This is a genomic window from Streptomyces sp. NPDC040410 (genome assembly GCF_055595715.1).
This window is the reverse complement of record NZ_JBVIVK010000013.1, coordinates 226,499-251,881: the sequence shown is the minus strand read 5'-3', so window position 1 is coordinate 251,881 and position 25,383 is coordinate 226,499. Positions and strand designations below refer to the sequence as shown.

General features: G+C 70.7%; 26 protein-coding genes. 21 read left to right on the top strand and 5 right to left on the bottom strand.

Annotated features, from left to right (window positions below; genetic code table 11):
• Positions 1-3,491, bottom strand: a 3,491-nt coding sequence (locus ACZ562_RS25645) for an amino acid adenylation domain-containing protein (RefSeq protein ID WP_471183370.1), incomplete at its 3' end; no start/stop codon positions are given.
• A gap of 59 nt (positions 3,492-3,550) precedes the next feature.
• Positions 3,551-3,751, bottom strand: a complete 201-nt coding sequence (locus tag ACZ562_RS25640; protein WP_471183368.1) for an MbtH family protein — start codon at positions 3,749-3,751, stop codon at positions 3,551-3,553.
• A 299-nt stretch (positions 3,752-4,050) separates the two neighbouring features.
• Between ACZ562_RS25640 and ACZ562_RS25635 the strand changes: the two genes are divergently transcribed.
• Positions 4,051-5,256 carry a beta-ketoacyl synthase N-terminal-like domain-containing protein gene (locus ACZ562_RS25635; RefSeq protein WP_471183365.1) on the top strand — a complete coding sequence of 402 codons (1,206 nt, stop codon included), beginning with the start codon at positions 4,051-4,053 and terminating at the stop codon, positions 5,254-5,256.
• Between the two features lie 54 nt (positions 5,257-5,310).
• Positions 5,311-7,053 carry a phytoene desaturase family protein gene (locus ACZ562_RS25630; protein ID WP_471183362.1) on the top strand — a complete coding sequence of 581 codons (1,743 nt, stop codon included), beginning with the start codon at positions 5,311-5,313 and terminating at the stop codon, positions 7,051-7,053.
• On the opposite strand, the gene ACZ562_RS25625 is transcribed toward ACZ562_RS25630, so the two are convergent.
• Both ACZ562_RS25625 and ACZ562_RS25620 read right to left on the bottom strand, forming a co-directional pair.
• A complete protein-coding gene (locus tag ACZ562_RS25625; RefSeq protein WP_471183360.1) occupies positions 7,043-7,705 on the bottom strand; it encodes a class I SAM-dependent methyltransferase in 663 nt (220 codons plus the stop codon). The genes ACZ562_RS25630 and ACZ562_RS25625 overlap by 11 nt on opposite strands.
• 65 nt (positions 7,706-7,770) lie before the next feature.
• A complete protein-coding gene (locus tag ACZ562_RS25620) occupies positions 7,771-8,532 on the bottom strand; it encodes a phenylalanine 4-monooxygenase (protein ID WP_471183358.1) in 762 nt (253 codons plus the stop codon).
• 260 nt (positions 8,533-8,792) lie between these two features.
• Between ACZ562_RS25620 and ACZ562_RS25615 the strand changes: the two genes are divergently transcribed.
• The 14 genes from ACZ562_RS25615 to ACZ562_RS25550 all read left to right on the top strand — a co-directional run bounded on the left by ACZ562_RS25615 (position 8,793) and on the right by ACZ562_RS25550 (position 19,093).
• A complete protein-coding gene (locus ACZ562_RS25615; protein WP_471183355.1) occupies positions 8,793-9,041 on the top strand; it encodes an acyl carrier protein in 249 nt (82 codons plus the stop codon).
• 37 nt (positions 9,042-9,078) lie between these two features.
• Positions 9,079-10,368: a beta-ketoacyl-[acyl-carrier-protein] synthase family protein gene (locus ACZ562_RS25610; protein ID WP_471183353.1), complete on the top strand. Its 1,290-nt coding sequence runs from the start codon at positions 9,079-9,081 to the stop codon at positions 10,366-10,368.
• On the top strand, positions 10,365-11,504 hold the full coding sequence (locus ACZ562_RS25605; protein WP_471183352.1) for a beta-ketoacyl synthase N-terminal-like domain-containing protein: 1,140 nt from the start codon (positions 10,365-10,367) through the stop codon (positions 11,502-11,504). The genes ACZ562_RS25610 and ACZ562_RS25605 overlap by 4 nt, the downstream gene beginning before the upstream one ends.
• Complete coding sequence (locus tag ACZ562_RS25600) at positions 11,504-12,532, top strand: beta-ketoacyl synthase N-terminal-like domain-containing protein (RefSeq protein ID WP_471183351.1); 1,029 nt, start codon at positions 11,504-11,506, stop codon at positions 12,530-12,532. The genes ACZ562_RS25605 and ACZ562_RS25600 overlap by 1 nt, the downstream gene beginning before the upstream one ends.
• A 7-nt stretch (positions 12,533-12,539) precedes the next feature.
• On the top strand, positions 12,540-13,481 hold the full coding sequence (locus tag ACZ562_RS25595) for an alpha/beta fold hydrolase (protein ID WP_471183348.1): 942 nt from the start codon (positions 12,540-12,542) through the stop codon (positions 13,479-13,481).
• Entirely contained in the window at positions 13,478-14,485 is a 1,008-nt protein-coding gene (locus ACZ562_RS25590) for an acyl-CoA thioesterase family protein (protein ID WP_471183346.1), read from the top strand. The genes ACZ562_RS25595 and ACZ562_RS25590 overlap by 4 nt, the downstream gene beginning before the upstream one ends.
• Positions 14,482-15,594, top strand: a complete 1,113-nt coding sequence (locus ACZ562_RS25585; RefSeq protein ID WP_471183343.1) for a beta-ketoacyl synthase N-terminal-like domain-containing protein — start codon at positions 14,482-14,484, stop codon at positions 15,592-15,594. Before ACZ562_RS25590 ends, ACZ562_RS25585 begins: the two co-directional genes overlap by 4 nt.
• Positions 15,587-16,333: a 3-oxoacyl-[acyl-carrier-protein] reductase gene (fabG, locus tag ACZ562_RS25580; protein ID WP_471183341.1), complete on the top strand. Its 747-nt coding sequence runs from the start codon at positions 15,587-15,589 to the stop codon at positions 16,331-16,333. The genes ACZ562_RS25585 and fabG overlap by 8 nt, the downstream gene beginning before the upstream one ends.
• 51 nt (positions 16,334-16,384) lie before the next feature.
• Positions 16,385-17,110, top strand: a complete 726-nt coding sequence (locus ACZ562_RS25575; RefSeq protein ID WP_471183338.1) for a DsbA family protein — start codon at positions 16,385-16,387, stop codon at positions 17,108-17,110.
• Between the two features lie 61 nt (positions 17,111-17,171).
• A complete protein-coding gene (locus ACZ562_RS25570) occupies positions 17,172-17,429 on the top strand; it encodes an acyl carrier protein (RefSeq protein ID WP_471183336.1) in 258 nt (85 codons plus the stop codon).
• Positions 17,426-17,785, top strand: a complete 360-nt coding sequence (locus ACZ562_RS25565; protein WP_471183333.1) for a hypothetical protein — start codon at positions 17,426-17,428, stop codon at positions 17,783-17,785. Before ACZ562_RS25570 ends, ACZ562_RS25565 begins: the two co-directional genes overlap by 4 nt.
• Before the next feature lies 1 nt (position 17,786).
• Positions 17,787-18,200 (top strand): hypothetical protein, encoded by a 414-nt coding sequence (locus ACZ562_RS25560; protein ID WP_471183331.1) that lies wholly within the window; start codon positions 17,787-17,789, stop codon positions 18,198-18,200.
• 3 nt (positions 18,201-18,203) lie between these two features.
• On the top strand, positions 18,204-18,590 hold the full coding sequence (locus ACZ562_RS25555) for a hypothetical protein (RefSeq protein WP_471183329.1): 387 nt from the start codon (positions 18,204-18,206) through the stop codon (positions 18,588-18,590).
• Positions 18,587-19,093, top strand: a complete 507-nt coding sequence (locus ACZ562_RS25550) for a hypothetical protein (protein WP_471183327.1) — start codon at positions 18,587-18,589, stop codon at positions 19,091-19,093. Before ACZ562_RS25555 ends, ACZ562_RS25550 begins: the two co-directional genes overlap by 4 nt.
• A 335-nt stretch (positions 19,094-19,428) precedes the next feature.
• On the opposite strand, the gene ACZ562_RS25545 is transcribed toward ACZ562_RS25550, so the two are convergent.
• Positions 19,429-21,090, bottom strand: coding sequence for an NB-ARC domain-containing protein (locus ACZ562_RS25545; protein ID WP_471183325.1), 1,662 nt, complete (start codon positions 21,088-21,090; stop codon positions 19,429-19,431).
• Between the two features lie 187 nt (positions 21,091-21,277).
• On the opposite strand from ACZ562_RS25545, the gene ACZ562_RS25540 reads away from it, so the two are divergent.
• The 5 genes from ACZ562_RS25540 to ACZ562_RS25520 all read left to right on the top strand — a co-directional run bounded on the left by ACZ562_RS25540 (position 21,278) and on the right by ACZ562_RS25520 (position 25,135).
• On the top strand, positions 21,278-21,763 hold the full coding sequence (locus ACZ562_RS25540; RefSeq protein ID WP_471183323.1) for a DUF3995 domain-containing protein: 486 nt from the start codon (positions 21,278-21,280) through the stop codon (positions 21,761-21,763).
• A 411-nt stretch (positions 21,764-22,174) separates the two neighbouring features.
• The gene (locus ACZ562_RS25535; protein ID WP_471183321.1) at positions 22,175-22,642 is read left to right on the top strand and encodes a hypothetical protein; all 468 of its coding nucleotides are present in this window, start codon (positions 22,175-22,177) and stop codon (positions 22,640-22,642) included.
• An 84-nt stretch (positions 22,643-22,726) separates the two neighbouring features.
• On the top strand, positions 22,727-23,278 hold the full coding sequence (locus tag ACZ562_RS25530) for a hypothetical protein (RefSeq protein ID WP_471183318.1): 552 nt from the start codon (positions 22,727-22,729) through the stop codon (positions 23,276-23,278).
• Positions 23,275-24,492 carry an MAB_1171c family putative transporter gene (locus ACZ562_RS25525; RefSeq protein ID WP_471183315.1) on the top strand — a complete coding sequence of 406 codons (1,218 nt, stop codon included), beginning with the start codon at positions 23,275-23,277 and terminating at the stop codon, positions 24,490-24,492. Before ACZ562_RS25530 ends, ACZ562_RS25525 begins: the two co-directional genes overlap by 4 nt.
• The gene (locus ACZ562_RS25520; RefSeq protein ID WP_471183313.1) at positions 24,479-25,135 is read left to right on the top strand and encodes a hypothetical protein; all 657 of its coding nucleotides are present in this window, start codon (positions 24,479-24,481) and stop codon (positions 25,133-25,135) included. Before ACZ562_RS25525 ends, ACZ562_RS25520 begins: the two co-directional genes overlap by 14 nt.
• The last annotated feature ends 248 nt before the right edge of the window (positions 25,136-25,383 follow it).

Genomic DNA, 25,383 nt, shown 5'->3' with positions numbered 1-25,383 from the left:
GCGATGTGGTGGATCACCAGGGCCAGGACGTGTTCGTCCGGCGCGAGCGTGAACAGCGCGGCGCGCAGCGGGAGGTCGGCCGCCAGGTCGAAGCCGCGCGCGCTCAGGGCAGCGACGCGGCCGTCGAGTTCCCCGGCTTCGCACTCGCTCACCACCAGCTCGGGGCGCGCCTGCCCGGCGGGGACCACCTTCTGCAGCGGGACTCCGTCGACCTCCTCGAAGACCGTGCGCAGCGGCTCGTGGCGCGCCACGACATCCGCCAGGGCATCGGACAGAGCCCGCTCGTCCAGCGCCCCCGACAGCCGCATCACCAGCGGCATGTTGTACGTGGCGGTCGGCCCCTCCATGCGGTTGAGGAACCACAGGCGGCGCTGCGCGAACGAGGTGGGTACCGCGCCCGGCCGCGCGGTCCGCACCACCGCGGGCCGCAGCTGCTCCGCCGACTCCTCCAGCAGCTGGGAGAGACGGAGCACCGTGGGCGCCCCGAAGACCGCCCGCACCGTCAACTCGACCTTGAACAACGACCGGATACGGGAGACCAGCCCCGTCGCCAGGAGTGAATGGCCTCCGAGGTCGAAGAAGTTGTCGTCGATCCCGACGTGCCGGACGCCGAGAGTTTCGGCGAACAGGCCGCAGAGGATCTCTTCGCGAGGGGTGCGCGGGGCGCGGTGGGTGGTGAGGCCGGTGGGGTCCGGGGCGGGCAGGAGGTTCCGGTTGATCTTTCCGGTCGGGGTGAGGGGCAGTTCGTCGAGGACGACGACGGTGGAGGGCACCATGTGGTCGGGGAGGACCCCGGCCAGCGTGCGGCGTATGTGGGTGGGGTCGATAGGGGTTTGGGGCCGCGGGGTGACGTATGCCGTCAGGCGTGGATCACCGGGGCGGTCCTCGCGGATGGTGACGACCGCGTGGGTGATGGGGGCGTGGTGGGCGAGAGCGGTTTCGATCTCGGCCGGTTCGATGCGGTAGCCGCGGATCTTGATCTGGTTGTCGGTGCGGCCGATGAATTCCAGAGTGCCGTCGGAGCGCCAGCGGACGAGGTCGCCGGTGCGGTACATGCGCCGGCCCGGCTCGGTGAAGGGGCAGGCGATGAAGCGTTCGGCGGTCAGGCCGGGGCGGTTGTGGTAGCCGCGGGCCAGGCCGGGGCCGGCGACGTAGAGCTCACCGGCGATGCCGGGGGGGACGGGCCGCAGCGCTGTGTCGAGGACGTAGAGCCGGGTCGTGCCCAGGGCTCGGCCGATGGGCGGGGCAGCGGTGTCCGGGGTGAGAGGGCCGCTCATGGTTGCGCAGACGGTGGTCTCGGTGGGGCCGTACGCGTTGGTCATGAGCCGGCCGGGTGCCCAGCGCTCCACGGTATGGGCCGGGAGGGCCTCCCCGGCGGTGTTGAGGGTCATCCCGTCGGGGAGCGCGTTGTCGGGGAGGGCGGCCAGCAGCGCGGGCGGCAGGGTGACGTGGGTGATCCGACGGCGGGTGAGGAGAGCGGGTAGTTGTGCCGGGTCGCGCAGTTCCTCCGCGGGAGCGAGGACGAGGGCCGCGCCACTGAGCAGGGCCATACAGATCTCGGAGACGGCCGCGTCGAAGCTGGTCGGGGCGAACTGCAGGACGCGGCTTTGCGGCGTGACGGCCAGGCGCTCGATCTGGCGGTGGGCCAGGTTGGCCAAGCCGGTGTGGGTGACGGTGACGCCCTTGGGCCTGCCGGTGGAGCCGGACGTGTAGATGACGTAGGCCGGGTGCGCGGTGTGCAGGGGCGCGGTCCGCTCGCTGTCGGTGATGTCGCCGTCGTCATGGCCGGCTTCGCCGGAAGTGATGCCGTCCTGGTCGAGGACGAGGGCGGGGTCGGCGTCCTCGAGCATGAGGGCGATCCGCTCGGCCGGGTAGTCAGGGTCGATCGGGAGGAACGCCGCTCCCGCCTTGGTCACCGCCAGCATGGCGGTGACCAGTTCGGTGCAGCGGGGCAGCACGAGTGCGACGCGTTGTTCGGGGCCGATGCCGAGGGCGATGAGGTGCCGGGCCAGGCGGTTGGCGCGCGCGTTCAGTTCGGCGTAACTGAGCTCGGTGTCCTCGAAGGACACGGCGACGGCGTCGGGGGTCCGGGCAGCCTGCGCCTCGAACAGCTCAGGAAGCAGTTCCTCCGCGGCGTCCTGCGGCCCACCGCCGCACCACTCGCCCAACACCAGCTTGCGCTCGGCGGGTTCGGTGAGCTCGACATCACCCACCCGGATGCCGGGCCCGTCGGCCATCGCCCGCAGCACCCGCAGGAAACCCCGCTGGTGCGCCGCGAGTTCGTCGGTGCTGTACAGCTCGCCGTTGGCGTCGAAGCCGATCCGCAGCCCCTGCCCGTCGCCGCGGTCGTACACGCTGACCGACAGGTCCTCGGCCAGTCCGCCGGCCAGGTTGTGGGAGACCATCCGGTGGCCCGCGAATCCGCGGTCGTGGCTGTACGGCAGCACGTTGACCGTCGGGCCGACCAGCGGCTCGCTGGCGTGCGCCAGACCCAGGTCGCGGCGGATGTCCTCGTAGCGGTAGCGCTGGTGGCGCAGTGCGCTGCGGGCCTCCCGGAGGACCTGGCGGGCCAGCTGCTCCAGGCTCATGTCCGCCGTCACGTCGAGGCGGAGCGGCAGAAGGTTGGACAGCATCCCGGGAACGGCCTTGGCGGCGCCCTCGGCACGCGCGGTCACCGGCAGGCCGATCAGCAGGTCACGCTGCCCGGTGAGCCGGTGCAGATGGGCCGCGACCGCGGCGACGACCACAGTGGGCAGGGCACGGCCGGTGGCCTCGGTGAGCCGGGCGCGCTCGTCCGCGGCGAGGTGGGCCGAGCGGCGGAGGATGCCGCCCGGGGCGTTGTGCGGACGACGGGCGAGCGTTGCCGCCTCCGGCCGGTCGGCCAGCCGCTCCGTCCAGTGGGCCCGGTCGAGCGCGAACTGCTCGGAGGAGCGGTAGGCGACGTCGTCGTCGATCAGCTCCCGCAGCGCGCCGAGGCGCCCGTCCTCGACGCTGCGCCGGCCGGCCAGCGTTGTGTACACGTCGGCGACACGGCGTACGAACACGGCGCCGCTGTAGCCGTCCATGATGCTGTGGTGGAACCGCTGGTACCAGAAGTACCGGTCCTGGGAGATCCTGAACAGGGCCACGGCGTGCAGCGGACCGTGGATGACGTCCGCCGGGCGGGCCAGTTCTTCCGACATCCAGGCGACCGCGGTCTCTTCGGGACGCGGCTCGGCACTGACGTCGACGACGGGCACCTCGACGTGCGGCGCGGCTTCGACGATCTGCCAGGGCTGGTCGTCGTCCTCCACGAACCGGACGCGCATGGCGTCGGTCTCCTGGAAGGCGCGGCTCCACGCCGCTTCGAACAGCGCGGGATCGACGGGGCCCTGGATGTCGAAGTACTCGGCGATCTGGTACTTCCGGCCGCCGCGGTCGAGCTGGTGACCGAACCACACACCACGCTGGGCAGCCGAGAGCGGAAGGCGGTTGTCGTGGACACCAGTCATTGTTCTTTCCCCGGGACGTAGTTCACTGAATTGCGATGGCCGACGGCAGAGGCTTTCTGTTACGCGACTTCGCGAAGGCTTTTCGGTCGCATGTCGGTCCAGTGTTCGTTGATGTATTCCAAGGCGGCCGCGTGACTCGCGTCGCTCAATTCGACCTGCCAGCCCGCGGGAACCTCTGCAAAGGCAGGCCAAAGCGAGTACTGGCCCTCGTCGTTCACCAGAACAGAGAACACACCGTCCGGGTCGTCAAATGGATTCACGGCAGCTCAACTCATCCGTTCGGTCGGCCTTTGATAGGCGCTGGGTACAGCACCCTGACTCCGCCAGAATTCATGGGCTCCCACTGTCCCGCAAGGAGGGGGACAGCACGGGACGGAACGAGACAGCGGTACTTGTCCGGACACCGGTGCCAGCACGGTTCCGCGCGTCTGAATCTGTCCCGTCCTGTCCCATGCTTGCGGGACAGGACCGCGCCACGGAATCTGAGTCGAAGACTGCGGTCACCTGAAGAAATCCACCGCGCACGGCGGCGGTTGAACAAACGGCATAAGGAGCACGGGTGCAGGGCGCGCGCACGAACAAGCCGGTCATCACGGCGTGGTCCGCGGTGTCACCGTTCGGAATCGGGGCAATGCCCTACCGGGCCGGGGTACGGGCCGGCCGGCGTGCTGTTGACGCGGACGGGCCGGGCGGCCCCGAGGGTGGGCGGGTCCGTCTGGTTCCGGGCTTCGACGCGCGCGAGGCGCTGGGACGCAAGGGAACCCGGTCCATGGACCGGCTCACCGCGCTGACGCTGACGGCGGTCGGCCGCTTGCTGGGTCCGGACGCCGACGGCACCACCGAGGCGGACGGGCCGAAGACCCCCGGCGCCGGAGGGCACCCCGGTGCCACCGGCGGCGACAGCACGCCGGTCGGCCTCGTCCTCGGCACCACCACCGGCAGCGCGCAGAGCATCATGGACTTCACCCGAGACTCGATCACCGGCGAGCGGCCCTACCTCGTCGAGCCGGCCCGGTTCCCCAACACCGTGATGAACTGTGCGGCCGGTCAGAGCGCCATCTGGTACGGGCTCAAGGGACCCAACGCGACGATCGCCGGCGGCCGCGCCGCCGGGCTGCTGGCGCTGAACTACGCCGCCCGGCTCCAGCGCAACGGGCGGGTGGACACGGTGCTGTGCGGTGGCGCGGAAGAGTACACGCCGACCCGTGGCTGGCTGCACCACCACTCCCGCGCCACGGACGTGGACCACCGCGCCGCCGGGCCCCTCGACGGCGGCCCGGTCCTCGGGGAGGGCTGCGCCGTGCTGCGCCTGGACCCGGCGGGCACGCGGCCGGAGGGCACCGAGCTGGCCGAAGTGTCCGCCCTCGAGTTCGGTGTCGCCGCCGGAACGGGCGGCATCCGCACCGCCCTGGCGTCCTGCCTGCGACGCGCCCTGTCCCGCGCCCGGTGCGGGCCGGACAGCGTGTGGGCGGTCGTGCCCTGTCAGCCTCCCGGTGCCGTCGGCGAGGCCGAGCGGGAGGCGCTGGCCGACGCCCTCGGCGAGGTGAGCCCCGCGTACCTGCCCTGTACGGACCTCATCGGCGACACCGAGGCGGCGGCCGCCACCTTCCAGATCGCCGCGGTACTGGCCGCCGCTCACGGGTCCGAGGCGGCGGTGGGCCGCGTGGCCCTGGTGACCTCGGTCGACCAGGACGGCACCGTCGGCTGCGCCGTGCTGCGGCTGCTGCCCGGCGCGTTGTCCCGGAACCGGGGCGCCGCGGCCTGACCCCAGGCCGATCGAGACGACACCTCCGCAACGACCAGGCGGGACGAACTTCCTGTGACCGACAACACTCCTGGCTGGGACGCCATCGTCGTGGGCGGTGGCCTCGGCGGCCTCACCTGCGCGGCATATCTGGCGGTTGAGGGCTACCGCGTTGTGGTGCTGGAGCAGCACGACTGGGCCGGGGGCAACAGCCATGTCTTCCGGCGCCGCCGCGCATATGAGTTCGATGTGGGCGTGCACTACGTCGGCGACTGCGGTCCGGACGGCATCGTGCCCGCCATCCTGGGCGGACTCGGAGCCCGGGACCGCGTCGCGTTCCACCGGCTCGACCCGGACGGGTTCGACCGGATCGAGCTGCCCGGTGTGACCGTCGACGTCCCCGCGGACTGGACGACGTACCGCGAACGCCTCCGGCACGCCCTGCCCGCGGATCGCCCGGGTCTGGACACCTTCCTGGGCATCTGCCGCGCGGTGGCGGCCGAACAACGATGGAGTCTGCTGGCACCCTCGAACCTGCCGGTCGCCGAGCGGCTGGCCGGAACGCCGACGGTCCGGACGTGGGGGAGCCGCACGCTCAGAGACCTGTTCGAGCACTGCGCGCTGTCGACGGCCGCCCGTACGGTGCTGGCGGCCCAGTCGCCCAACTACGGCCTGGGGCCGTCGCAGGCCACGGTGTGGACGCACGCGACGGTCCTCGACCACTATCTGCGAGGCGCGTACTATCCGGTCGGCGGCGGCCAGATGCTGGCCGCCACGCTGACCGAGGTGATCGAGGCGCACGGCGGCGAGCTGCGCACCTGCAGCAGGGTCTCCCGCATCGAAGTCACCGGCCGGGCCGTCACCGGCGTCACCCTCACCGACGGAACCCGCCTGGCCGCGCCCCTGGTGATCTCAAACGCCGACTACCGGCGCACGGTACTGGACCTGGTGGGCCCGGATCACTTCAGCGCGAACGTCGTCAAGAACACCCGCGAGGCGGCGATGTCACTGCCGTTCGCCATACTGTACGTGGCACTGGACCGGGAGCTTGCCGGGCGCCCCGAAGCCAATGTGTGGTGGTACGGCCAGCGTGACATCGAAGCGCTCTACCGTGACCTGGAGCAGGGCCGCCGGTCCCAGGAGGTGCGGGCCCTGTTCGTCTCCTTCGGCTCGTCGAAGGAGACGGGAGCCGGCCACTCCTGCCCTCCCGGGCACACCCACTTCCAGCTGATGACGCTGTGCCCACCCGGCCACGGGCACTGGGGCGTGACCCGGGGGCCCGCCGAAGGCGGACGGTACCGGCGCGAGCCCGGCTACCTCGCGGAGAAGGCTCGGTTCACCGAAGCGCTGCTGCGGGCGGGGGAGCAGGTGCTGGGACCGTTCCGGGACCACATCACGCATCTGGAGCTGGCCACACCGCTGTCGCAGGAACGCTACACACTGTCCACGGGTGGCACTCCGTACGGTCTGGCCCGCTGGGGCCGCACAGGAGCACGGCCCGGGACGGCGACCGGTGTCGCCGGCCTGCACGTCGTCGGCCAGAGCACCCGCTATGGCAGCGGGGTCGCCGGGGTCATGGTCGGCGGCGTCATGTGCGCGGCCCGCATCGTGGGACGGGCGCTGCTGTCCGAGGCGTACGACGGCGCTGTTCTCGGTGACCCGGCGGTGCTCCCGGGCCGGGGGCCCGACTGGGACGCGCTGGCGGCCTCCCGTGGTGCCGCCCGGGCCTCGGCCCGCGGCCTGCCGCGTCTGGGCGGGCCGCTGCCGGGGCGGCTGGGCGACACCACGGGCGACGGCGGCCGCCCGGTCAGCGCTTGACGGCGAGGGTCAGTCCGTCGGCGTAGGGGATCATGCTGATGTCCACCCGGGCATCCGCGTACAGCTTGGAGTTGAACGCACGCAGTGCGCGGGTGTCCTCGTCCTGCACGGACTCGTCGACCACATCCCCGGACCACAGGACGTTGTCCGCGACGACCAGGCCGCCGGGCCGCAGCAGGGTCAGCACATGCTCGTAGTACTGCTCGTAGCCGGGCTTGTCGGCGTCGATGAAGGCGAAGTCGTAGGACCCGGCGGCGCCCTCCTCGGCCGCCAGGGCGGCGAGGGTCGCCCGGGCGTCACCGACCCTGAGGTCCACCTTGCCCGCGACCCCGGCACGCTCGCAGTGGTCGAGCGCGATCTTGGTCCACTCCTCGCTGATGTCGCAGGCCGTCACGGTGCCGTCGGCCGGCAGCGCCAGCGCCGTGCTCAGCAGGCTGTAGCCGGTGAAGACACCGACCTCCAGGGTCTTCCTGGCGCCCACCGCGCGCACCAGCGTGCGTATGAACTGGCCCTGTTCCGGCGAGATCTGCATGTTGCGCTCGGGCATCGCGGAAGTGAACTCGCGCAGTTCCCGCAGCAGTTCCGGCTCGCGCAGCGAGTGGGCCGCGACATAGTCCTGTACGGCCTCGGTCACATCCAGCTGGATCCTCATGGTTGTACACCTCGTTCTCGAAGGTTGGTGCGGCGGCCCGAAGCGGCCCGCCGGCGGACGCCGGCCTATTGCACGGTGTCCAAAAAGCGCCCTGCCTCGCCGGCCAGCTGGGCCACCGAGTCCGCGACGAAGAGCAGTGGCTGGCACTGCTTGTCGCTGTACTCCTGGCGGATCACTTCAGCCACGGAGAAGGGACGCAGCTCGACGTGGCGGAAGGACTCCAGCTCCGCCACGGAGGACAGGACGGCCGCGCCGTACGCGCGCAGCTCACCCTCCTCCCGTATCACCCCGGTCTCTATCGTGAACCAGAAGAGGCTGCACACCGCGTCCATGGCCTCTTTCGTGCTCGCCCGTCGGGCGGCCCGCCCGAAGGACCGGTACAGCTCCGCGAAGACCGGGTCGGCGAGCATCACCGCGTGCCCGACGAGTTCATGGATGAGGTCCGGCTCCGGTGAGTGGAACGGAGCCTTCGGCGAACGCAGATACTGCGTCGCGAAGAACCCGTTGTCCACGAACTCGCCGTAGAACCTGCGGGCCGGGACGATCCCTTCGGCCGGGTACAGCCGGAATCCACAGGTCGTCGTCAGTACGTCGGAGACCTCGCCCAGTTGCGGAACGTGGTCGGTCGGCAATACGACGCGTGTCGCCGCCCGCAGATAGCGCGAACAGGCCAGGAACTGGTGCAGGGCGGAGAGTTTGGACGTCACGGTCTCCCACAGGGCGTCCTCTTCCGCAGTGTACGAGATACGGGGAAGCGGATCACCCTTTCGCCATTCGGAGGCAATCCGCTTGCGCAGTACGGTCCGGGCCTCGTAATCGTCGTCCACGGAGACAGAATTTGCCGCGGTGGAGATGGCCGAACCTGCCGAGCTGTTCAATATTTCCCCCTGGGGCCGATTGGCTGAGCGGCACCGATTCTAAAGAGCAACTACCGCCGAACGCCGCCCCATTCCACTGTCTCATTCCGTCCCATGCCGTCCCCCGCCTTGCGGGACACGCGGGCCGCGACCAACAGTGGGTCCATACAGAACCCCTGTACCCGCAGGGGAATCAAATGACTCCGCACGAAGGGGAGCCGAAGGTGCCGATGACCACCGAAGAGCGCTACGCGAAAGTCCGGGAAATGATCTGCGACATCCTCGAAATCGAGGAGGACGAGATCGAGCCGGAGGCCCTCTTCGTCGACCACTACGGCGCGGACTCACTTCAGGCGATCGAGATTCTGTCGTCCCTTGAGAAGGCCTTCGGCGTTGTCATCGACCAGTCGGAACTCGCCCGCATGGTGAATCTGCAGGCCGTCAACGACGTGGTGACCGAAGCCTTCGAGAAGAAGTAACGGCGGCTCGGAATCCAACCACTCCGAACGGGGCCTGATGGTGTCAACTTTCGCTGGAAAACTGCCGGAGGACGCGTCCCGACGCGTCGTGCTCACCGGGTTCGGTGTCGTGTCGAGCATCGGGACCGGAGTAGAGGAGTTCGCGGCGGGGCTGCGGGCCGGGCGCAGCGGTGCCAAGCCCATCACCGCCTTCGAGACGGAGGGGTTCGAACACGCCATCGGCTGCGGGGTCACCGGCTTCTCACCAGAGCAGTGGATCAAGGACCTTCCGCTCGATTCGCTCGGTCCTGCCACCCGGTTCGCCGTCTCGGCGGCACGCATGGCCGTCGAGGACGCCGGCCTGGACCCGGTGGTGTTGCGCCGTCAACGGGGCCTGGTCTCCATCGGCACCACCGACGGCGAGTCCCACGACCTGGACCAGCTCGTCGCGACCGAGCTGGCCGAGGGCCCCGAAGCCATGGACCCGCGGGTCGCGGGGCGCATCGGCGCGGGGCGGCTGTCGGCCGCCATCGCCCAGGAACTGGGTCTGACCGACGTCGAGGCCGTCACCATCCCGACCGCCTGCGCGGCGGGCAACTACGCCATCGGCTACGGCTACGACGCGGTGCGCTCCGGCGACGTGGACTTCGCCCTGTGCGGCGGTGCGGACGCGATGTGCCGCAAGACGTTCGCCGGCTTCTACCGGCTGGGCACCATCGCGCCTGACTGCTGCCGCCCCTTCGACGTGGACCGCAAGGGCATCCTCACCGGCGAGGGGGCGGGCGTACTCGTCCTGGAGAGTCTCCAGTCCGCGATCGAGCGCGGCGCCCGCATATACGCCGAAGTGCTCGGTTACGGCCTCAACTGCGACGCGTACCACCAGGTCGCGCCCGACCAGGACGGCGTGGCCCGCGCCATGTCGCTGGCGCTCCAGGACGCCGGTGTCGAGCCCGGCCAGGTCGACCTGATCTCCGCGCACGGCACCGGAACCAAGGCGAACGACGTGACCGAGACCCGGGCGATCCGGGACGTCTTCGGTGACGAGCCGCCGCGTACCGTCTCCATCAAGTCCATGCTGGGACACAGCATGGGCGCGGCGAGCGCGCTGGCCGCCATCGCCTGCGCACTGGCCATCGTGCACCGCTTCATCCCGCCGACCATCAACCACACCCGGACCGACCCCGACTGCGCGGTCGACTGCGTACCGAACGAGGCGGTCGAGGCCGACCTGAAGGTCGTACAGAACAACGGCCTGGCCTTCGGCGGCAACAACGCGGTGATCGTCCTGGGCCGCTACGACGGGACCGGGCAGACGCAGGACGCGACCGTGGCCGGAGCGGTGGCGTGACCACATCCGACGCCCACTCCGTGGTCGGGATCGGAGCGCTGGCCGCGATCGGCGGCACCCCCGGCGAAATCTTCGACAGCCTCTGCGCCGGCCGCTCCGGGCTGGCCCGGCTGCGCGGCTTCGATCCGGACCGCTTCGGCGCGAGCCACCTGTACGAGATCGACGACCGCCCCCCGACAGGGGACGTACCGCTGCGGGCCACCGCCTTCCTCCTGGAGGCCGTCGCACAGGCGTTGTCCGACGCCGGGCTCGGCGACGACGTCGCGGACGTTCCGGTGCTGGTCGGCTCCGGGCTGCGCGAGCTCCGGTCGGTCGAACTGCACCACCAGGGTGCCGCGTTCGACGCCGCACAGCTGCACTTCGGCACCGCGCTGCGCCGGCGGTTCGGCGCCACCATGACGCACACGGTCTCCAATGCCTGCTCCGCGTCCCTGTACGCGCTGGCGATGGGGACGGACCTGCTGGACTCCGGTGCCGCCGACACCGTCGTGGTGGCCGGAGTGGACTCCGTCACCGAGAGCATGTTCGCCAACGCCGACCGGTTGCAGTCGGTACCGCCGGACACCGTACGCCCCTTCGACCGTGACCGGCGCGGCACGATCCTCGGCGAAGGCGCCGCGGCCGTCGTGCTCCGCCGCGCCACGGCACCCGGCTTCGCCCGCCACGGCGCGGTGCGCGGCGTCGCAGTCAACTGCGACGCCCACCACGCCACGGCGCCGGACCCGGTCAGCATCGCGGCCGCGATGCGCGACGCACACCGGCGGGCGGGCGTCACCCCGGCGGACATCGACCTGGTGATGCTGCACGGCACCGGCACCCACGCCAACGACGACGCCGAGACGGGAGCGCTCGCCGAGGTCTTCGGCCCGCAGGTGTCGCGGCCGTTGATGACCGCGATGAAGTCGATGACCGGCCACACGTCCGGCGCCTCAGGCCTGCACAGCCTGATCACCGCGCTGCAGTCGTTCCGGCACCGCCGCGTGCCTCCCACGCTCGGCCTGGACCACCCGATCGAGCAAGCCGCCGGGTTCCGGTTCGTACGGGGCACGGCCGCACCGTCGGCCGCGCGGTCGGCGCAGATCAACGCGTTCGGATTCGGCGGCATCAACGCCGTGGCAATCGTGGAGGCACCCTGATGCAGGCGGTCATAACGGCGGTGGGCCTGGCGCTGCCCGGTGCCGCCACACCGGCGGACCTGCTCGCGCCCGCGCCACCGCAGGCGCCCTCCGTGGACCCGGCGGCTGTCATCGGCAGGAAGGGACTGCGCTACCAGGACCGGGCCACCCAGCTCGCACTGTGCGCGGCCGATGACGCGCTGCGCCGCGCGGGGCTGCTCACCGGCCCCGCGGCGGCCCCGCCGCGCGGCACCATCGACGGCGCACCGCGGCGGAGTGTCCTCCAGGTACCCGCCGAATCGGTCGCCGTGGTGGCCAGCTCCAACCTCGGCAACCTGGACACCGTGCAGGAGGTCGTCCAGGTCCTGGGCGAAACCGGCAGCAGCCGGCTGACCAGTCCGATCGTCACCCCCCGGCTGTCCAGCAACGTCGTCGCCTCGGAGACCGCCATCCGGTTCGCCTGCCGAGGCCCCAACCTGATGCTGTGCAACGGGCCGACCTCGGGACTGGATGCCGTTTTCTGGGCCACGACCCTGCTTGCCGCCGGCCGAGCGCGGCACGTGCTCGTCGTCGGCGTCGAACCCGCCACGGCGGCGGCCGGCGAACTCCTCGGCCGAGCCCCCGTGATCGACGGCGCGGTGGCCCTCGTGCTGGAGCGCCCCGAGTCGGCCAGGGCACGCGGGAACCGGGCTCTGGCCGGCGTCGGCCGCTACCTGCGCACCGGCGACCCGGCGTCCTGCGTCGCGGCCCTGACCGAACACCCCCCTGCCGTCGGGGCGAACCCCTCGGCCACCCCACCGCCTGCCGCGGTGGCCGCGTGGGCGGGTCCGGAAGGCCACCCGGACGCCGGCAAACTGCTGCCGGACGTGGTCCGGTACGACCCGGCCGAGGGCCGCGGGGCCGCCTCCGGTGCCCTGGGCGTCCTTCACTGCGCGACCGCGGTCGGTCACTTCGGCACCGGCGGCCGAGGCCCGTTCCTCGCCGTCGCGGGCGCCGAATCCGACGACGCGACGGCAGGCCTGCTCCTGCACCGTCCGGACGGGCGGTAGTGCCACTGTGAGGAACACAGCGGACCGGACAGGCCGGGCCGACCGCCGCCCTGCCGCCGTTGACCCGGAGCCCATCGTGCTGCGGCGCCGCACCTGTCCACCGCCTTCGGCGGCCGGCGGTCCACGGATACTGCTGCTGCACGGCCTCGCCAACAGCGGCAGCGTGTGGGACACCCTGTGCGACCACGCGCCCCAGCACGCCTCGTTGCGCCACGCCGAGCTGTGGGTCGCCGACCTCCCCTGGCGCGCCGGCGGTCTGCCCCGGTGGAACCACCGTACGGACGCGACCACGTGGGCGGGACGCGCGCTCGACGCGGCGTGGGACGCCGGAGGCACCGACATCGTCGTCGCCCACTCCTACGCGGCCACCGCACTGCTGTCCTGGCTGTGCCGGGAATCCCGCCCGGCCTGCGGCCTTCCCGCCGCGGACGGCATCCGCGGCCTCGTTCTGGTGTCGCCGTTCTTCCGGGACCGGCCCGCGGACTTCGGCTGGGACCTGGTGGCCGACCTCGCCGAGGACCTCACCCGCGCCATGGAGGAAGGCATCCACGCGGTCGCCGGGGAGCGCGGCAATCCGGCGCTGCGCCGCGCCATGGCCGAGCGCGTCACCGAGTCGATCGGACCCTACGGCTGGTACCGCTTCCTGGAGCTGTACATGAGCACGCCGTGGCTGCGCACCGACGCGCTCGGCATCCCCACACTCGTCGTCTCCGGCACCGCCGACGCCATCGCCGACCCGGCCGAGGCGCACGCCCTCGTCCCGCGTCTGCGTACGACCAGGTGGTGCCCGATCGACGGCGGCGGCCACTTCCCCATGGTCGAGCAACCGGACCGGCTAGCCCGCGCACTGGCCGAATTCACCGACTGGGTCGGCGCCGGCCCGAGAACAACCAGCGGCGGCCCGACCCGCCGGTCGCTGCCCCACAGCACATCGGAGCGTGAACAATGACCAACACCGCAACGATGGACGACCGCGTCCGGGCGCTGCTCACCGAGGAGTCCTCGGTCACGCTGAGCCCGTCGTACGAGGGCGCCAACATCGGCACGTACATCGGCTTCAAGCACGTCAACTACCTGGTCGAGAAGGCCGTCATCGAGCACTTCCGGGCGGCCGGGCTGCCGGTCGGCGAGCTGTACCAGCGATACGGCCTCGGATTCGACGTGGTCGACCTGGCCGCCAAGCTGCGCGGAGGGATGTACGTCGACGACCAGGCACTGCTGCGGGTGCGGCCGGCGGCGGCGGACACCCTGGCGTTCCAGGTGACCGTCTTCGTACCCCGCGACGGAGCGCAGAAGAAGATCGTGACAGGCACGGTCAAGGCGGTGCTGCGGCTCGACGAGGACAAGCGCCGGCTGCCCGACCGCCTCCCCACACCCGACGCACTCGCCCCGTTCACCGTGCCGGAGATCGGTCCCGCCCAGCCCGGCGCCGCGGTACCGGGGCCCGTCGCACCGCTGATCTCCGGCGGTACCGTGGACCAGGACCCGGTGCTCGATCAGTTGCTCGCCGGCCGTAACGGCTACGGCTGGCGGGTGCGCGTGCCGTACCCGTTCGTGCACTTCTTCGAGCGGGTGCAGATGACCGCCTATCTGCGGCTGATGGAGGAGGCCAAGCACCGGTTCGTGCACTCCCGGGGCATTTCCATCGGTCAGCAGCTCCACGCGCGCAGCTGGATTCCGCTGGTGACCGAATCCCGTGTCGAGATGCTGGGCGAGGCGCTGTTGGAGGAGGACCTCTACTGCACCTACGAGGTCACCGACATCTTCAAGAACCTCCACTACACCTCCCGCATGGACTGCCACGTGGTCCGCGACGGGCGGCTGCTGCGGGTCGCCACGGGCACCATCACGCACGGCTACGCGATCGCCGAGAACGGCAACCAGGCCCGCCTCGTCGCCCTCGACGAGACCGTCATGCGAGCGCTGCGCGGCATCGAGGGCGGCGCGGCATGACGCGCGCGGTCATCTCCGCCTGGGCGGCCGTCTCGCCGTTCGGCATAGGCGGTGCGGCCTTCGCGCGCGGCGTGGCGGCGGGACGGCGAGCGGTGGCGCCGCTCGGTCCCGGCGCCGGGCCGGTGCCGCATCACCGCGCCGCCCCCGTGCCCGGCTTCGACGCGCGCGAGGTCCTCGGCCGCAAGGGAACCCGGTCCCTGGACCGGGTGAGCGCGCTGTCCCTGGCCGTGGCCGCCGAACTCCTCCACCCCGAGGGACGCAACCGCGAGGTGGCCACCGGCGAGCACGCGGCGCTCGTGCTCGGCACCACCCTCGGCAGCGCCAAGAGCATGATGGACATCACCCGGGACACGCTGACCCAGGAGCTGCCGTACTTCATCGACGCGGCGCGCATCCCGAACGCCGTCATGAACAGCGCCGCCGCACAGTGCGCGATCCGGCACGGCATCAAGGGGCCCAACGCCACGGTCGCCGGAGGCCGGACCGCGGGATTGTTCGCGTTGCGCTACGCCTTGCGGCTGCTCGCGACGGGCCGCGCCCGCACGGTGCTGTGCGGCGGGGCCGAGGAGCTCACCGAGGAACGGGCCTGGCTGGAGCACCACGGGAGCGGCGCACCGGCCCGGGCCCTCGGCGAGGGCTGCGGGTTGTTCCTGGTCGAGCCCTCGCCCGGCGCGGCCGTGACCGGCGCGCGACCGGTCCTGGCCGAGGTCCTGGCCGTGGAGACCGCGGTGCACACCGGCCACGGACTGGTGGGCACCGCTGCCGCGTGCCTGCGGCGCGCGCTGGCCCGCAGCGGCACCACGGCCGACGAGATCTGGGCCGTCTCGCCCGCGGGCATCGACGCATGGGACGAGGCGGTGCGGGTCGTCTGCACGGATCCTTCCGGCGGCCACCGCCCGGCTGCGCTTCCGGGCGACGAGACGTGGGGGCACGCCGGCGCCGCCACCGCGGCCTTCCAGATCGCCTCCGCCCTGGTGGCGGCCGAGCATGATCCGGCGGCCCCAGGGCGGCTGGCCGTCATCACGTCGTTCGACCGGGACGGCGTCCTGGGCTGTGCGCTGCTGCGCGTCCATCCCCGCGCAACGGAATCGAGGACGGAACATGAATGACATGACAGCGCGAGTCGCCCTGGTGAGCGGCGGGTCGCGAGGCATCGGCCGGGCCGTGGTACGGCAGTTGGCGCACGACGGTTTCGACGTCTCCTTCTGCTACCGCTCCAGCGCAGAGGAGGCCCGGACGGTGGAGAAGGAGGTGACCGGCCTCGGCCGGCGCGTCCTGGCCTGCCCGACCGATGTACGTGACGCGGACTCGGTGCGGGACTGGGTCCGGCGCACCGAGGACACCCTCGGGCCGGTCGACGCGGCCGTGACCTCCGCGGGCATCACCAAGGACAACCCCCTGCTGCTGATGCGCGACGAGGACTGGCACGCGGTGCTGGACACCAACCTGGACGGGGTCTACAACGTCTGCCGTGCCGCGGTCTTCGGGATGATGAAGCGCAAGTGCGGCGTGATCGTCAACCTCTCCTCCGTCGCGGGCGTACACGGTCACGCGACCCAGACCAACTACGCGGCCTCCAAGGCGGGGATCGACGGGTTCTCCCGGTCGCTCGCCAAGGAGGTCGGCCCCTACGGCATCCGTGTCAACTCCGTCGCCCCCGGGTTCATCGAGACCGACATGACCGGGGCGCTCGGCGAACAGGTCCTGGAGAAAGCCAGGCAGCAGATCGCGCTTCGGCGTGTCGGACAGCCCGGAGAGGTCGCCGACCTCGTCTCGTTCCTGGTCTCCGACCGCGCCCGGTACATCACCGGGGCGGTGCTCCAGATCGACGGCGGCATCTCCCTGTAGCCCCGGGACCGTCGCGTCCCTACGACCCTCAGCCGAAAAGAGGACCTCTTCATGGCCAAGGCAGCGGTCAAACGGCCGCGTTGGTACTTCTCCCTGCGCAGCCCGTATTCGTGGTTCGCCTACCGCGACCTGATGGGCCGGTACCAGGACGTGGCCGACGCCCTTGAGTGGATCCCCTGCTGGGAGCCGGACGAGCCGACCGCCCGCCTGCTCGGCGAGGCCGGTGTCGAGCTGCCCTGGGTGCCGATGTCCCGGGCCAAGAACTTCTACGTCCTCCAGGACGCCCGGCGCCTGGCACGTGAGCGGGGCCTGACCATGACCTGGCCCGTCGACCGGGATCCGCACTGGGACGTGGCCCACCTGGGCTACCTGGCGGCCGAAGAGGCGGGACTGGGACGCGCCTACGCCGACCTCGTCTACCGTGCGCGCTGGGAGCACGGCCGGGACATCTCCGACCGGGCCGTCATCGGTGAGATCGCCGGCCGACTCGGTCTGCCCGAGGACGTGCTGGCGGACGCCTGCGACTCCCCGCGGCTGCAGTCCGCCGGGGCCAAGGCGCTGACCAGGTCGTACCACGACGGGGCCTTCGGGGTGCCGTTCTTCGTGCTGGGCCGCGAGAAGTACTTCGGCACGGACCGCCTCCCGGCGTTCGTCCGGGCCTGCCGCGAGGCGGACGCCGCGCGGTCCGAGGCCGTGTCCCAGCCAGAGACCGGCGAGCCGGTTGCCGGGATCCTCGCGCCCGGCCACGACGCCGGGCACGCCGGCGGGTGCGGATAGCGGCCGCCCCGTCCACTCGTTCTTCATGGTCTGACAACTTCTGGAAAGGGAGGGCCCGCCCATGCGTGCCGAATCGACGATCGACACCGCCGAACTGCGGGAGCTGATCGCGGATGTACTGGACATCGAGCCGGATCTCGTCACCGACCGGGCGAACTTCACCCGCGACCTCGGGGTCGACTCGCTGCTCGCGCTGGAGCTCGCGGTGACCCTGGAGCGGCACTACCGGATCAAGGTGGAGTCGCACGAGGTGGCCGACGTGCAGACGCTGGCGGATGTCCGCACCCTGCTGAGCCGGAAGGTGAGCGGCACGGCATGACCGACAGCACCCACGCGTCCGACGGGAGCAGTCCGCTGCCGGACCACGTACTCGTCGAGACGAAGGCCGGGGCCGCCGCACAGCGGTTCCTGCGGGACGCCGTGGAACTGGCCCGCACTGGACACCGGGTATGGCTCTTCCTGGTGTCGGACGGTGCCGCCGCCGGAATACGGGGTGCCGCGGGTACCGCCCTGTCCGATCTGGCCGAGGCCGGCGGGAGGATCTGGATCGACGACTTCACCCTGTCCCAACGAGCACTGCACAAGGCTCCGTTGGCACCGGGAGTGACCCCGGTGAGCATGGCGGAGCTGGCGGCACGGCTGATGGCCCCGGACACCAGGGTGGTGTGGCACTGACATGGCCTCCTTCGTCGAACGCCGCCGATGGGACCTGCTGATCGTCCTGACCGCGCCTCCGCACACCGACGACACCCTGACCACCGTGCTGCGCCTGACCCAGGCGGTCCTGGACCAGGGCCGGAACGTGCGCATCTGGGCCTGCGGTTACAACACCGTGCTCACCCAGGAGACGCTGGGCGACCGCAAGCCCGTCAACCTGCTGGCCCCCGACCGGGAGCATCCCTCGGCGGCGGGTCTGGTGCGGCGCCTGGTCAGCGATCACCCCGGCCGGGTGAGCTGGATCGTCTGCACCGCGTGCAGCGCCGAGCGCGGCGCAGGTCATCACATCCCGGAGGTCCGGCTGCGGTCCGTGGCCCGGCTGGCCGCCACCATGGAGGCCGCCGAACGCACCGTGTACATCGGAGGCTTCTGAACCATGCCGTACCTGGTGATGATCGACCGTGGCTACCGTGGCACGGCCGAAGCCCAGTTCTTCGACACCCTCTACGGGATGCTGACGTTCGGTGAGCAGCTCGGCGGGCTCGACATCGTCCTGCGTGGCTCCGCGGTCACCGCCGCGGTGGCTCGGGACGACGACCAGCGACTCACCCTGCGGGTCGGTTCCCTGGTGCTCGAGAACCTGCCGGACCCCGCCGGGTCCGTACACGCCCTGCTCGAAGCCGGGCACGGTGTGTCCGCGGACGCGCCGAGCCTGGCGGAGTTCGGCCTGGGCGCCGCGGATCTGCTGCCCGGCGTGCGATGCCTCGACACCAACCAGCTCGCGAGCCGGTGGTCACAGTACGACGGGGTGTGGTTCCTGTGACCGGTACCTCCGCCTTCCCGGCGCCCGGGGCCGCGCTGAAGACGTACGTCCGCCCGCTTGACGCCGTCGACACGGTCGAATGGGTGGAGGCCGTCGCCGAGCCGGGTACCGCGGCACGGCTGGTGGTCCGCGCGCGGAAGACCGTCACCGCGTCCGACCCGTACATGGCCGGGCACTTCCCGGTTCTTACGCTGTATCCGGCCGTCTTCTTCCTGGAAGGAGTACGCCAGTGCGTCGGCCTGGCGCTTGCACACTCCGAGGCTCTCAGCGCCCGGGTGTGGGGGGAGTGCACCGACGACTGGGTGGAGATCGGCGCGCTGCGGTCGCTGCGCATATGGAAGCCCATGCACGAGGGCGACGAGCTGCACCTGGAGATCACCGTCAGCGCCGCAGACCGCCCGGACGCGGTGCAGGCGAGGGTGGACTGCCGCCGGGGCGGAGCCGGCGGACCGCTGGTCGTCCAGGCGACGCTCGTCCTCGTCCGGGGTGGAGGTGCCCTGTGAAGCTCGACTACGCGGACATCGTCCGCTTGCTCCCGGTGGGACACCCGTTGGTCCTGGTGGACCGGGTGTCCCACCTGGAGCCGGACGTCAGGATCGTCGCGCACAAGGCGGTCACGGGAAGTGAGCCCTGCTACGAGGCACTCTCCTCGGGGCTGGCCGCCGAGCGGTACGCCTATCCGCGCTCGCTCCTCATCGAGTCGTTCGGCCAGGCGGCGGCACTGCTGTGGCTCGGCACCGAGGAGCGGAACGGGCCTCGCGCAGACGGCGGGGCGGGGCTGCCGATGCTCGGCCGGCTGCGCGACTGCCGGTTCCACGGTGGGGTGTTTCCCGGGGACTCAGTAGTGCACACCGTTCGGCTGGAACGGTCGGTCGAGGGCAATGCGTTCATGTCCGGCGAAAGCCGCGTCGGAGACCGGACGGTGCTCACGGTGGGCTCGCTTCTCGCCGTCGTGCGGCAGTTGTCCAGCGTTGTCGCGAACCGGTGAAGTCGTACACCCGACGGACGGATCCCCGGAACGATGCGGAGTCCACTGATGACAGCTCGCACGGGACGCGGGCGGCAGCGTGATGCCCTCGTTCCTGGCGCGCTCACTGGCGTAGTCGCGCAGCAAGTCACACAGCACGTAGCGGTCACGGACCGTCGGCTCGATCAGGTTCTCGGCCGCGATCTGGTTGAGCAGCCGGCGGGCCTCGTCGATCGACATCTCCGCGAGGGCGGCGCTGTTCTCCACACTGACCTCGCTCCGGCCGGCCAGACCGAGGACGCACAGCAGGCGCCGGGCCTGTGGGGCCAGCAGCCTGCAGGAGGCGTCGAAGGCCGCGCGCACGGTGTCGTTCTCGTCCCCGTCGATGGCGAGCGCGGTCATTCGGTCGCCCCTGCCGAGTTCGGCGGCGTACGCGCGGATGTTCTGGTGCGGGCGGTCGGCGAGGGTGGCTCCGGCGATCCGCAACGCCAGCGGCAGGTGCATGCACAGCCGGGCGATCTCGTCCAGGGCCTCGATGCGGTCCCCGGTCAGCTCCCGGTCCACGGCCTGCGCGAGCATGTCGCGGGAGGCGGCGGGGGAGAGCGGGGCGAGCAGCATACGGTGTGCCCCGTCCCGGGCGACGAGGCCGGACAGCCTGTTCCGGCTGGTGATCACGGCAACGCTCGCGGAGTGACCGGGCAGCAGCGGGCGCACCTGGGCGGTGTCGAGCACGTCATCGAGGACGATGAGGACACTTCGGTCGGCCAACAGGGAGCGGTAGCTGCCGATCTGCGACTCGACGTCGTTCGGGATGTCGCCGTCCGCCATGCCCAGCCCTCGCAGCAGGACGGTCAGGGCCTGCTCGGGTCGCATCGGGTTGGGGCGGGAGCCTCGCAGGTCGAGGTGGATCTGGCCATCGGGGAAGTGATCGGCGATCCGGTGCGCCCAGGACACCGCCAGCGCGGTCTTGCCGACCCCGGCCATGCCCGAGACGACGGTGACCGGCGCGGTGCAGCCACGTCGCTCCAACTGCATGTCGAGTACCGTGAGGTCGAATTCACGTCCCACCAAGGCGGAGGGAGCGGCGGGCAGTTGCTGCGGCGGTACGGTCATGGCGCCCACCTGCCGGAGCGGCGGTTCCGTGACGGCGGCATCGTCCCGGCGGGTGACGGGGTCCTTGCCGCGGGTGGCAGCGGCGCTCAGGTGCCGCCAGACGCTGAGCCATCCTTCGACGGCCTCGGCGATCTCCGGCTCCGTGGAGCCGCGGTGCTTGAGACAGGCGGATACGAATGCCTCGACGAAATCGCAGCGTGGCACCCGGGTGCCACGCAATACGTTGGACACGGTGCTGCGAGGAAGTGCGTCGATCTCGTCACCGTTGGCCGCCTGTGCCTTTCCCGCCAGTTGCTGCAGCCGGCGCAGCGAGGGCTGGCCCGCCCACAACCGCAGTTGCCGCATGCGCTGAACGAAGTCATCAGAAGCTTCCGGCGCCTGTGATATGAGGTCGAGGTCGCGCCAGTGGTCGCTGTTCATGCTTTCCCCCTGTGAGATTGCAAACCGGCGAGCGAGGCCCGACAGAGGCCGGAGCGCCCAGACAAGGCTGTCCGAGCCCGAGTCGCCGGGTGAAAGTCAGTCCGAAACCGGAAAAATTCGAATGTGGCGCCGAATCGCCGGACGCACGCAGTCGGAGACGTAAACCAGGAGTTCTGGAGTTCTGCGTATGCCTACCAAGTTCGGACCCATCGCCAAGAGGTGGGGATATCTTGCGTGCGGATGGGGTGTCCTGTTCGCAGGACTGCACTACTACTGGGCTCTGGGCGGCGACAGGTGGCTGAACGTTTCCGCCGGAGAGAGGATCGCGGCCGAACGCCCCACGTGGTTCGTCGTCACGGGCCTATGGGGTGTCGGCGCGCTGTGCCTCGTCGGCGCCCTGCTGGGTGTCCTGCTGACCCGGCCTCAGCCGCACACACGCCTTCGCCGGCTCATGCGGTGGCTCGGCTGGGGCGTCTGTGGTCTGCTGCTCGTGCGCGGACTCACGATCGAGGTACTGCTGCTGACCGATGTCACGCACATCAACGCCGACGTGAGTGCCGCGCAGCGCGCCTGGACGCTCGCTGTGTGGAACCCCTGGTTCATCGCCGGCGGCGTGGTCTTCGGTCTCGCCGCCCGCCACTTCGGTCGCGCCCATCGATCCCCCGTGTCATAACCGTTCCCCCGTCCGTTCGTACGGTTCCCTGGCGCTCGCCTGCGCGCCCGAACCATCTACGTACGTAGACATTCATGCCTGACCGGGCCCGTGCTCCCCGGTTCGTTCCCAGGCAACGTACCACTAACTCCTGGCCGGTTATCAACGTGTGTTTATGAACTAATTAGTTTATGATCCAACTACTCGGGGGCGGCCCGGGACCCGCCGAGGGCACGGGAGCATGCGCCTTCCCGCTCCGGACGCAGGCGCCGGTGCGCCGCCCGGCGCCCCGTGTGACGTGCGAGTCGTGGAGCGCGCCCGGTGTGACGGCCGGGCCCCGCGCCGTACGCCCTGCTTCGGTACGGGTGCGGGTACCGGCTCCTTCCCCGTCCACTACTGTGTTGGTTTGTCCCGCCTGAAGGAGGAGCCGCGATGGCCAGTGACGACCACACCGCTGGTCGCGGCCGGGCAACCGATCTGGCAAGCCGCGTCCAGCGGTTGATCGAGCTCCGCACTCCGGAGGGTGGTAAACGGCCGTCGTACGACCAGATCGCCCGGGCCATCAACGAGGCCGCGGGCAAAAGCGTCATCTCCGGCGCCTATATCTGGGAACTGGCCACCGGTAAAGCCACAAATCCCCGCATTCATCACCTGGAGGCGGTGGCCGGATGGGGAGGCACGGACGTGCGGTATTTCTTCGACGACGACTACGCCGCGCGCGTCGAACCCCAACTCGATCTGCTCTGGAAGCTCAAGGCGAGCGGCGTGCTCAACGTGGCACTGCGGGCCCAGGGCCTCTCCAATGCCAGCCGCGACCAGGTCGGCATCATGGTCGACCACCTGCTCAGACTCGAAGGGCTGGAGGAGTCGGACCCCCCGGGCCCCCCGCCCGAGGGCTGAACCGCCGCGTCCTTTGTTACCCTCGCTCTCGGTGCGGGGCGCCTCTTCGGTGCGGGGCACCTCGTTCAACGGGGGGACGGTCGTATGAGGTGGCGCGCTCTTGGGGGGCAGCGCGAGCAACGCGAACTCCGCAAACAGTGTCAGGCCAAACTCCGTGAAATCGACCTGACGCTACCGGTCCCTTTCAACCTCGATGACTTTCTCATCGACCTCCAGAAACGCCGGGGCCGGCGCCTGCTCATGCACCCGTGGAACCATGCCCTGCCCGGTGGCGGCCCCTGCGGAGCCTGGCTCAGCACGAGCGACACCGACCACATCTACTTCGCCGCCAACACCTCGCAGACGCATCAGCGGCACATCGTGCTGCACGAGATAGCCCACATGCTGTGGGGTCATGAACTGGCACAGAACTCCGCCGGCCTCGCGCTCTTATTCCCCGACCTCGACCCGCAAACCGTACTCCAGGCGCTCTTACTGAAACGCGCCGGCTATGTCGAGAAACAGGAACAACAAGCTGAAATGACCGCCAGTCTGCTCGGAGAGAGCTTGGATCGGCTCTGCGATTCCGCCGAACTGCCCGGCTCCCTCAGTCGTCTCCAGGATGCCCTGGGCGGACACCGGGCGGAGGGGCGATGACCTTCGGTATATGGCAGGCGGTCACGCCCGTGCTGCTGTGGGCGGTCGTGATCTGGCGCCTTCCCAAAGCGCTGCGATCACCCCGTCAGCGGCCCTTGACCCTCGCCTTCACGGCCCTGGCCGTGGTCATGACGCTCAGCCAGGACAACGTGGCGGCGGTCGTCGACAAGGCGTTGAACGTGGCTGCGGTGTCCACGCTCTTCAAACACCTGGCCGGCCTGGTCGCGGCGAGCGCGGTGATCGATTTCATCGCACAGATGGCGGGCGAGCCCGCCGAGGGACGTGCCCGGCGCACCCGCCATGGCCTCGCGGTCGCCGCCGGGATCACGATGTCCATGACCTTCCCCTTCCTGCCACGGGTCAACAACGGCGACTTCCTCAAGGACAGCAGCGGAAGCTTCCCGGCTCCCGTCTACTGGGGCGTATGGCTCCTGTACCTGGCCACCGCATTGGCGATGGCGACAAACCTGTGCTGGAAGCAGGTCCGCCAGGCTCCCGCGGGACGGCTGCGCGCGGGGCTCGGACTCGTCGGCTCCGGGACGGCGCTGGGCATGCTGTACGTGGCCAACCAGCTGTCGTTCGTCCTCTCCGAATACGCACTGGACCGGTCGCCCTTCCCGAGCGCCACGACGATCCTGATCAACAAGGTCCTGCTCAACACCTCCCTGCTGTTGATCCTGGTCGGCACCACGCTGCCCGCCGAGGCCGTCGGGGCCGCAACACGGGTACTGCGGGACTGCCGGGCCCTGTGGGACCTCCACCCTCTGTGGAGGGCCCTCAGCGACGCCAACCCGGCGGTGGTCCTGGACACCGATGTGGGCCGTCATCGCTCCCTGCTGTACTTCCGCACCACCCGTCTGCGCCTGTACCGGCGCGTCATCGAGATCCGGGACTGCGCTTTGGCGCTGCAGGAACACACTCCGGCAGGCGCCGAAGCGGCGGCCCGTGGCGTGGCGCGCGAGAAGGGCCTGACGGGGCCGTGTGCCGACGCGTTCGTGGAGGCGTTCCGTCTGGCCTGCGCCCTCAACGCCGAGAATCACGGAAACAGTGTCATCGACCGTCGCCCCGACAACCGTGACGACATGACCAACCTGAGCGACGAAGTCCGCTGGCTTCGCATGGTGGCCCATGCCTTCCGCAGTCCCGAAGTGCGCAAAGCCGCCCAGTTCGCACCCACCGACCCCGTCCCGAGAATCGGCCATGCGCATCAATAGACCCCCTGTCCATGACCTTCCCTCAGAGACCGAGCAGACCGCCGAGCCCATCGGTCTCGTCCCCGACACCGCCCGACGCGTCGCGAAGCTGATCACTGATGTCCTCGCCCCGGGCATTCTCGTCGTGGTCATCCTGCTGGTGGTCGGCTGGCACAGCACGGGCACGCCGGCCGGACTCGGCTGGGGCCTTCTGGCCTCCCTGTTCTGCGGGATATTCCCCTACGCGTTCATCATCGCGGGCGTGCGGCTCGGCCGGTGGACCGACCGCCATCTGAGAATCCGTCAGCAGCGCTTCGTTCCGCTCGCGGTGACCATGGTTTCCGTCATCGCCGGAATCCTCGCTCTCGTGGCGCTCGGCGCTCCCCGCGAGGTGTTCGCCCTGGTGGTCGCCATGCTCGCGGGGCTGGTGATCACTGTCGCCGTGACGAAGTGGTGGAAGGTGTCCGTACACACCGCGGTGGCCGGCGGTGTCGCCGCGATCCTCGTCCTCACTTACGGGATCGCCATGGTCTGGGCCTTCCCCGTCGTAGCGCTCACCGGGTGGTCCCGCGTCCGGCTCCGCGACCACACGCCTGCTCAAACCGTCGTGGGGGCGGTGCTCGGCGCCACCACCGCCGCTACGGTCTTCATGCTCCTACGCTGAGGAAAGCGGCAACTGGGGCGGGCATGGCGAGGCCGGCGGCCGAACCGCTCGCCGGGCTGCGCCGGGCCGCCCGGGCCCTGCCGGCCGACGACCTGGGAGTGCCCGCGCCCCAACCGGTCACGACGGCTGCCCGGCGGCGGACGCGGGCGTGGCTTACGGGGCCCTGAGCTCCCCGTCCAGATCCCCGAAGCCGCCCCGCGCACACTCACGCCCGACGCCGGCGCCCCCGCGCACACTCACGCCCGACG